The organism is Phenylobacterium sp., from assembly GCF_037138395.1.
Taxonomy (GTDB): domain Bacteria; phylum Pseudomonadota; class Alphaproteobacteria; order Caulobacterales; family Caulobacteraceae; genus Phenylobacterium.
In genome coordinates, this window is the sequence record NZ_JBAXIM010000125.1 from 1 (window position 1) to 7,561 (window position 7,561).

Consider the following 7,561-nt stretch of genomic DNA (forward strand, 5'->3'; position numbering starts at 1 on the left):
GGGTGACGGGCACCGATGGCCGCCAGCACATGCAGGAAGTCGCCGGCAGCGAGTTCCAGCTGAAGGCTGACCTCGTCTTCCTGGCCATGGGCTTCGTTGGCCCCCGGAAGTCCGGGTTCACCGAACAGGCTGGCGTTGAGTTCGACGTCCGCGGCGCTATCCGGGCGGACACCGTCTCCTACCAGACCTCCATGCCCGGCATCTTCACCTGCGGCGACATGCGGCGCGGCCAGTCCCTGGTGGTTTGGGCGATCCGCGAGGGCCGCCAGTGCGCTCACGCCGTGGACACCTTCCTGATGGGGACATCGCGCCTGCCGCGCTGACGCGAAGGCGTTTGGCGTCCGTAACGGCGGAGTCTAGGCTGGTCGCATGAGCGTCACGGGCCCCCACGTCCTCGTCACCGGCTCCACCCGGGGCATAGGTGCGGCAATCGCCACAGCCCTTGCCGGTAAGGGCGCGCGGGTGATCGGTCACGGCCGTGCAGGCGCTCCCGCAGTCCTCGGAGCGGATCTGGCGGACCCGGAGGCCGCGGGCCAGCTCTGGTCTCGGGCCCTGGAACAGCTGGATGGCCAGATTGACGTCCTGATCAACAATGCAGGGGTCTTCGAGCCAGCGGGTATCGATCTCCCGGACGAGGACTGGGATGCGGCCTGGTCTCGGACCTTGCAGATCAACCTGAAGGCCGCCGCAGACCTGTCTCGCCTCGCCGTGCGCCACTTCCTCGAACGGCCGGGGGGTGGGCGCATCGTCAATGTCGCGAGCCGCGCGGCCTATCGGGGCGACTCTCCCGCCCACTGGCACTACGCCGCCTCCAAGGCCGGCATGGTGGCCATGACCAAATCCATCGCCCGGGGCTTTGCCGCCCGTGACGTTCTGGCCTACGCCGTCTGCCCCGGCTTCACCCTGACCGGCATGGCGGACGACTACCTCGCCAGCCGCGGCGGCGCGGGCCTGCTCGCCGACATTCCCCTCGGCCGGGTCGCCGACCCTGAGGAGATCGCCACCGCCGTCGCCTTCCTCGCCCTCGAAGCGCCCGCCTCGATGACGGGGGCCGTCCTCGACATCAATGGCGCCAGCTACGTGCGCTGAACCCGGAGTTCCCATGCAGAGCCGTTCCCTCGCCTTGGTCTACCTGGTCCTGGGCCTCGTCGGCCTGGTCCTGACCTGGAGTCAGAACCTCGCTTATTTTGGTCCTGCGTCCTCGGGCGGGTTCACGGACTTCCTCCGCGGCACGGTGGCCAACCCCGGCGCGCGCTCCGTCGCCTTCGATATCCTGATTGTCGGCTGGAGCGCCTCGATCTGGATGGTCATCGAAGGCCGCCGTCGCCGGATGAAGGGCGTCTGGCTCTTTCCCGTAATGGGATGGACCCTGGCCATGGCCTTCGCCATCCCCCTGTTCCTCGCCGCGCGGGAATTGGCGCTCCGCACCCCGCCAGAGATCGAGGGCCGCCCCAGCCCCCTTGATGGCCTGGGACTCGGCATACTGTCGGCTTTCGCTCTGGTTCTGCTGGTCCTGGGGGTTCGCGCCGCCGGACTCATTTGACAGGCGAGGCAAGGGAGCCCCTTCTGTGTCTCCAACACGACAGGGGAAGAAGACATGGCACCTATTCCAAGGCGCGGAACCGTGGCCGTCACCGGGGCGGCAGGATTCCTTGGAGGCTGGACGGTCCGTCTGTTGCTCGACAAGGGCTATCGGGTCCGCGCCTGCGTGCGCGACATCGATGATCCCCGGCGGACCGCCTTCCTGAAGGCCATGCCCGGCTACGCTTCGGGCCGACTGACCCTGCACGCTGCGGACCTCGACCAGGACGGCTGCTACGACGACATCTTCCGGGGATGCCATGGGGTGGCCCACATCGCCCACGTGAGCACCTACGAGGACCAGGCCTACGTCGCCCGGGTCTGCGACCACATCATCCGCAGCGTCGAGGCGTCAGGCTCGGTCACCCGGGTGGTTCTGACCTCCTCGATCGCCGCCGTGATCTCGGAGGCCGACATCTTCGAGGTCGTCCGCCGTCCGGTCTTCTACGAGGACCGGTACCCCGATGAGTCCAACCCCAAGCGAACCCCGGATCGCGGCCAGGGCTATTCCATGGGTAAGCTCCATGCCGAGCGGGCCTTCGCCGACGCCGCAGAGGACAGCGGCCGCTGGGACGCCATTACCTGCTGCCCGGGGGACAATGTCGGGCCCATCCTTTCCGCCCACCAGAAGGACATGGGCCCCTGGCAGCACAACATCGAGACCATGCTGCTGGGAAAGTACTTCCAGAACGGCGCCTACCGGCCCTGGATGACCGTCGATGTGCGCGATGACGCCCTGGCCCATATCGGCCTCCTGGAAAGCACCGAGGTCGCCAACGGCGAACGGTTCATCGCCTGGTCCACCGACATGCGGAAGGTCGAGGACATTTGCGCTGACATCGACCGCCTCCTGCCGGAGATCGGCCACGATACGCCAGAGGTCACCGATTCCTTTCCCGAGCGGGTCCAGGCGCGGGAGGCGGAACTACGGGCCGTCTGGGCCCGGGCCGACCTCCGCAATGACCGGATCCAAGCCGTGACGGGGATCGAGTTCCGCCCCCTGGACGATTCCATCCGCGACTGTGTGGAGAGCCTTCTAGCGGTCGCCGGTGTTGTCCCGAAGGTTCGGACAGGCTTTACAAAGCCCTGAAATCACAGGGTTAACAGGAATTTACGGCGTCCTTTGGCGGGCTTGTTAAGCCTGCTGCCCCATCCTGCTTTTCGAATCTGAAGCAGATGTGGCGGGAGTTCGGGCGTGGCGTTGGAAACGACTCAGGGGGCGACAGGCGACGCCCAGGTCGACGGGCTTCTTTCGGGCTACAAGTGGACGGGGGTTATCAGCTACAGCTTCCCGGACTCCGCCTCGGACTACCCGTCCTATCCCAACCCCACAGCGGTCCAGTATTTCAGCGCTGTCAGCGCCCTGCAGCGCCAGGCCGCCATCAACGCCTTCAACCTGGTCGGCAGCTATACGAACGCCCAGTTCGTGAACAACGGAACCGACATCGCGGACATGCGGATCGGCCAGACCTCCGACCCCTCGGTGAGGACGGCCTACGCCTACTATCCGATCGCCAGCGTCGGCGGGGTCGGCGGGGATGTCTGGTTTGGCGTGGGGTACGATTACCGAAACGCCCTGCCGGGGAATTACGCCTACCTCACCATGCTTCACGAGATCGGGCATGGTCTTGGCCTCAAGCACTCCCAGGAGGCGGGCGGGCCCGCCAGGATCGCGGTGCCAGCGGACCATGACTCCCTGGAATTCACGGTGATGAGCTACCGGAGTTTCCCGGGCGGGCCCCTTACGGGCTACACCAACGGCTCTGTCGACTTCCCCACCACCTACATGATGAACGACATCGCCGCCCTCCAGGCGATGTACGGCGCCAACTTCAGCACCCAGTCGGGAGACACCGTCTACGCCTGGTCGCCGACCACAGGGGGGCTGACCCTCAACGGGGTCCTCCAGGGAACCCCTGCGGGCAACCGGGTTTTCATGACCATCTGGGACGGCGGTGGCAAGGACACCTACGACTTCTCGGCCTACGCCACCGCCCTGAAGGTGAACCTCAATCCGGGCTCCAGCTCCCTCCTGTCCTCGACCCAGACCGCAAGCCTCGGCTATGGCCACTTCGCTCAGGGCAATGTCTACAACGCCTACCAGTACGCCAATGACCCGCGCTCGTTGATCGAGAACGCCATCGGCGGCTCGGGCGCGGACTCCCTGCTCGGGAACGCCGCCGCCAACCTTCTCGAAGGTCGGGCAGGCGCCGACACCCTGTCCGGGGGCGCAGGCATCGATACCTTGGCCGGTGGGTCCGGCGACGACCTCTACATCGTCGACAGCACCGATGACCTGCTGGTCGAGGCTGCTGGCGGCGGGACGGATACGGTCAATGTGGCGATCAATGTCGCATCGGGGACCTACACCCTTGGCGCAGAGATCGAGAACGGCGTCCTCGTCAACACCCTGGCCTTTACCCTCAACGGCAACAGCCTCGCCAACCTCCTGACAGGGAATGCGGCCAACAATGTGCTGAACGGCGGGGATGGAAACGATACCCTGGTTGGCGGCAGTGGGCTCGATACCCTGGCTGGAGGCGCTGGCGACGACGTCTATGTCGTCGACACGGGGGCGGACCGGATCGTCGAACTCGCCGGCGGCGGGACCGACCTGGTGCAGGTCGCGGTGAACCTGTCCGGCGGCACCTGGACCCTGGGCGACAACCTCGAGAACGCCGAGATCGTCACCAGCCTGGCCTACAACCTCACGGGCAACGCCCTGAACAACCGGCTCACCGGCAATGCGGCCATCAACCGACTGGACGGAGGCGCAGGTGCCGACACCCTGGTGGGCGGCGGCGGCAACGACATCTACACCCTCGACGGCCTCTCCGACCTGGTGGTCGAGGCGGCGGGGGGCGGGACCGACCTCGTCCAGGTGGCCATCGCCACCGTGGGCGGCACCTACACCCTCGCGGCCGAGGTCGAGGAGGCGATGATCACCAGCACGGTCGCCTACAACCTGGTGGGGAACGCCCTGGGCAACCGGCTGACCGGAAATGACGCGGCCAACCGCCTCGAGGGCGGGGCCGGTGCCGACACCCTGACCGGTGCGGGCGGCGCCGACACCCTGGCCGGCGGGACCGGCGATGACCTCTACGTCATCGACAGCGCGGCCGATGTCATTCTGGAGTCCACGGGCGAAGGCACCGACACGGCCAACATCGCCATCTCCGCCGCGGGCGCCGGATGGACCCTCCCGTCCTTCCTCGAGAACGCCCAGGTCACCTCTACCCTGGCCTTCAGCCTCACGGGCAATAGCCTGAACAATGTGCTGACCGGAAATGCCGCCGCCAACACCCTGTCGGGTGGGGGCGGGGCGGACACCCTGGTGGGCGGTGCCGGCGATGACCTCTACCTGGTGGACTCCGCGTCTGACCTGGTGGTCGAGGCGGATGGCATGGGCCTGGACCAGGTCCGGGTGGACTTCGGCGCCGCGGGCGGTGCCTACACCCTCACGGCGAACGTCGAGAACGCCGAAGCGGTGGGCGCAGGGGCCGTAACCCTGACCGGAAATTCGCTTGCCAATCGTCTGACGGGGACCAACGCGGCCGATACCCTGTCGGGGGATGCCGGAGCCGACTCCCTTTATGGCGGTGGCGGCGCCGACTCCCTGGTCGGCGGCGCGGGCAATGATCTCTACCTGGTCGATTCCCTCTCCGACCAGGTGGCGGAGTCGGCGGGGGGCGGGACCGATACGGTCCAGCTCTCCGTCGCCACCGTCGGGGGAAGCTACACCCTGGCTGCCGAGGTCGAGAACGTCCTCCTCGTCAGTACCGTGGCCTTCAACCTGACCGGAAACGGGCTCGCCAACAGCCTGACCGGCAACGCTGCCGCCAACCGGTTGGATGGAGGTGCGGGGGCAGACACCCTGGCTGGGGGCGCAGGCAACGACGTCTACGTCATCGACTCCGCCTCGGACCTGGTGGTCGAGGTGGCGGGCGCGGGCTGGGACCAGGTCGAGGTCGCCATCGCCACGGCGGGCGGGACCTACAGCCTGACGGGCGATGTCGAAAGCGCCATCCTGACCTCGTCAGTCGCCTTCAACCTGACCGGCAATAACCTCGCCAATACCCTGACAGGCAACGCCGCCGCCAACCGGCTGGACGGCGGCGCCGGGGCCGACACCCTTATCGGGGGCGCGGGCGACGACACCTATGTGGTCGACTCCATCGGCGACACCCTGGTGGAGCTGGCCGGCGGTGGCGTGGACCTGGCCCTCGTGGGCATCAATGCAGCCGGCGGAAGCTGGACCCTCCAGGACCAGGTCGAGAACGCCCAGCTTCTGGGCGCCCTCGCCTTCAGCCTGAACGGCAATGCCCTGGACAATGTCCTGACCGGCAATAGCGCCGCCAACACCCTCTCCGGCGGCGCCGGCGCCGACACCCTGGCGGGCGGACTTGGCGACGACGTCTACATCATCGACTCCCTGTCGGATTCCGTGGTCGAGGCGGCGGGGGCCGGCACCGACCAGGTGCGGGTGGCCATCGCCGCTGCGGGCGGGACCTACGTCCTGGCGGCGAATGTTGAGAACGCCATCCTTGATAACGCCGTGGCCTTCAACCTCACCGGAAACGCCCTGGCCAACGTCCTCACCGGCAATGCCCTGGCCAACCGCATCGAGGGCGGGGATGGGGCGGACACCCTGTACGGAGGCGCTGGAGCCGACACCCTCGCCGGGGGCGCGGGCGACGACGTCTACATCCTCGACGACACCCTCGACCAAGTGGTCGAGACCTCAGGCGCCGGCGTGGACACCGTCCAGTTCCTGCTGTCGACTTCGGGCTCCACCTTCACCCTCGGGGCGGAAGTGGAGAACGGCGTCCTGGTCTCGGCGGGCCTGGTCAACCTGGCGGGCAACAGTGCGGCCAATATCCTGACGGGCGGCGGTGGCGCGAACCTGCTCAGCGGCGGCGGCGGCGCGGACACCCTGTCCGGCGGCCTTGGCGACGACACCCTGTCTGGCGGGACCGGCGCCGACCGGCTGACTGGCGGCGCGGGCTCCGATGTCTTCCGCTTCGATGGCCTGCCCGATGCGGAGGCGGACCTGATCACCGACTTCGCCGCGGGGGTCGACAAGCTCCTGCTCAGCCTTGCGGCCTTCACGGGCATTGCCGGGTCCGCTGCCGGTACCCTGGGTACCAACCTCTTCTGGTCCGGGGCTGGGGTCACCTCAGCGCACGATGCCGACGACCGTCTGGTCTACGACACCACCACGGGGACGCTCTATTACGACCCGGATGGCCTGGGCGGCGCCGCAGCCATCGCCCTGGCGACCTTCGGGACCGTCAAGCCCATCCTGACCGCCGGCGACTTCATCCTCGCCGCCTGACGGGACGCCCCTCAGGGCGCCCCTCAGGGCGCGACGGGCAGGGTGTTGAACTGGCGCAGGGTGTCGCGCAGGCTGGTCTGGCCGGTCCAGCCGCCGGTGTACTGGACGTTGTCGATCTTCCAGCCGTTGGCGTTGACCAGCTTCACGTCGTCGGTCCAGCGGGTCTTGTAGCCCTTGTTGGCGAAGGTCACCGCCACAGAGGCCCGGTCGCCGAGGATCCGGGCGGGACCCATGCTGAAGCTGGTATAGCCCTCGCTGAGGCCCGCAAACATCTCGCCCTCCAGGATGTTCGGCTTGTCAGTGGGATTGGGACCCGCCTTGGTCCGGGCTGCGGACTCCACCTCGTTCGCCTTGGCCTTCTCAACCTCGGCGGCCAGGCCGGGGCTGAGGCGCGCGCCATCGGCCGCGCGGAAGTCCCCCTTGTAAGGGCCGTAGAAGCCCCGCACCGCCGCCGTCGGCGAGGTGATGCCGTCCGGCCCGGTCTGGCAGGCGGCCAGGGCGAAGAGACTTGCGGCCGACAGGGCGAGAAGGCCAGGATTGCGGATCATGATCGGGCTCCGGAAACTGAGACGACGAATCTACCAGCGCCGCGCCTTGCAGGGTAGGGGCGTTGATCCGGATCGTGGTGGCGGTTTTCGGTGAGCG

General features: G+C 67.7%; 6 protein-coding genes. 5 read left to right on the plus strand and 1 reads right to left on the minus strand.

Translation table 11 applies throughout. From position 1 onward, the window contains the following. The 5 genes from WCJ52_RS10050 to WCJ52_RS10070 all read left to right on the plus strand — a co-directional run. Nucleotides 1-323, plus strand: a 323-nt coding sequence (locus WCJ52_RS10050) for an FAD-dependent oxidoreductase (RefSeq protein ID WP_336903170.1), incomplete at its 5' end; no start/stop codon positions are given. Nucleotides 324-369: 46 nt separating this feature from the next. Beyond that, complete coding sequence (locus WCJ52_RS10055; RefSeq protein WP_336903171.1) at nt 370-1,089, plus strand: SDR family NAD(P)-dependent oxidoreductase; 720 nt, start codon at nt 370-372, stop codon at nt 1,087-1,089. Nucleotides 1,090-1,102: 13 nt separating this feature from the next. Further along, entirely contained in the window at nt 1,103-1,543 is a 441-nt protein-coding gene (locus WCJ52_RS10060) for a DUF2834 domain-containing protein (RefSeq protein ID WP_336903172.1), read from the plus strand. Between the two features lie 54 nt (nt 1,544-1,597). Continuing rightward, entirely contained in the window at nt 1,598-2,671 is a 1,074-nt protein-coding gene (locus WCJ52_RS10065) for an NAD-dependent epimerase/dehydratase family protein (RefSeq protein WP_336903173.1), read from the plus strand. A gap of 105 nt (nt 2,672-2,776) precedes the next feature. Next, complete coding sequence (locus WCJ52_RS10070) at nt 2,777-6,916, plus strand: M10 family metallopeptidase (protein ID WP_336903174.1); 4,140 nt, start codon at nt 2,777-2,779, stop codon at nt 6,914-6,916. A 23-nt stretch (nt 6,917-6,939) separates the two neighbouring features. Here WCJ52_RS10070 and WCJ52_RS10075 read toward each other — a convergent pair whose 3' ends face one another. Beyond that, nucleotides 6,940-7,464, minus strand: a complete 525-nt coding sequence (locus WCJ52_RS10075; protein WP_336903175.1) for a hypothetical protein — start codon at nt 7,462-7,464, stop codon at nt 6,940-6,942. Between the last annotated feature and the right edge of the window lie 97 nt (nt 7,465-7,561).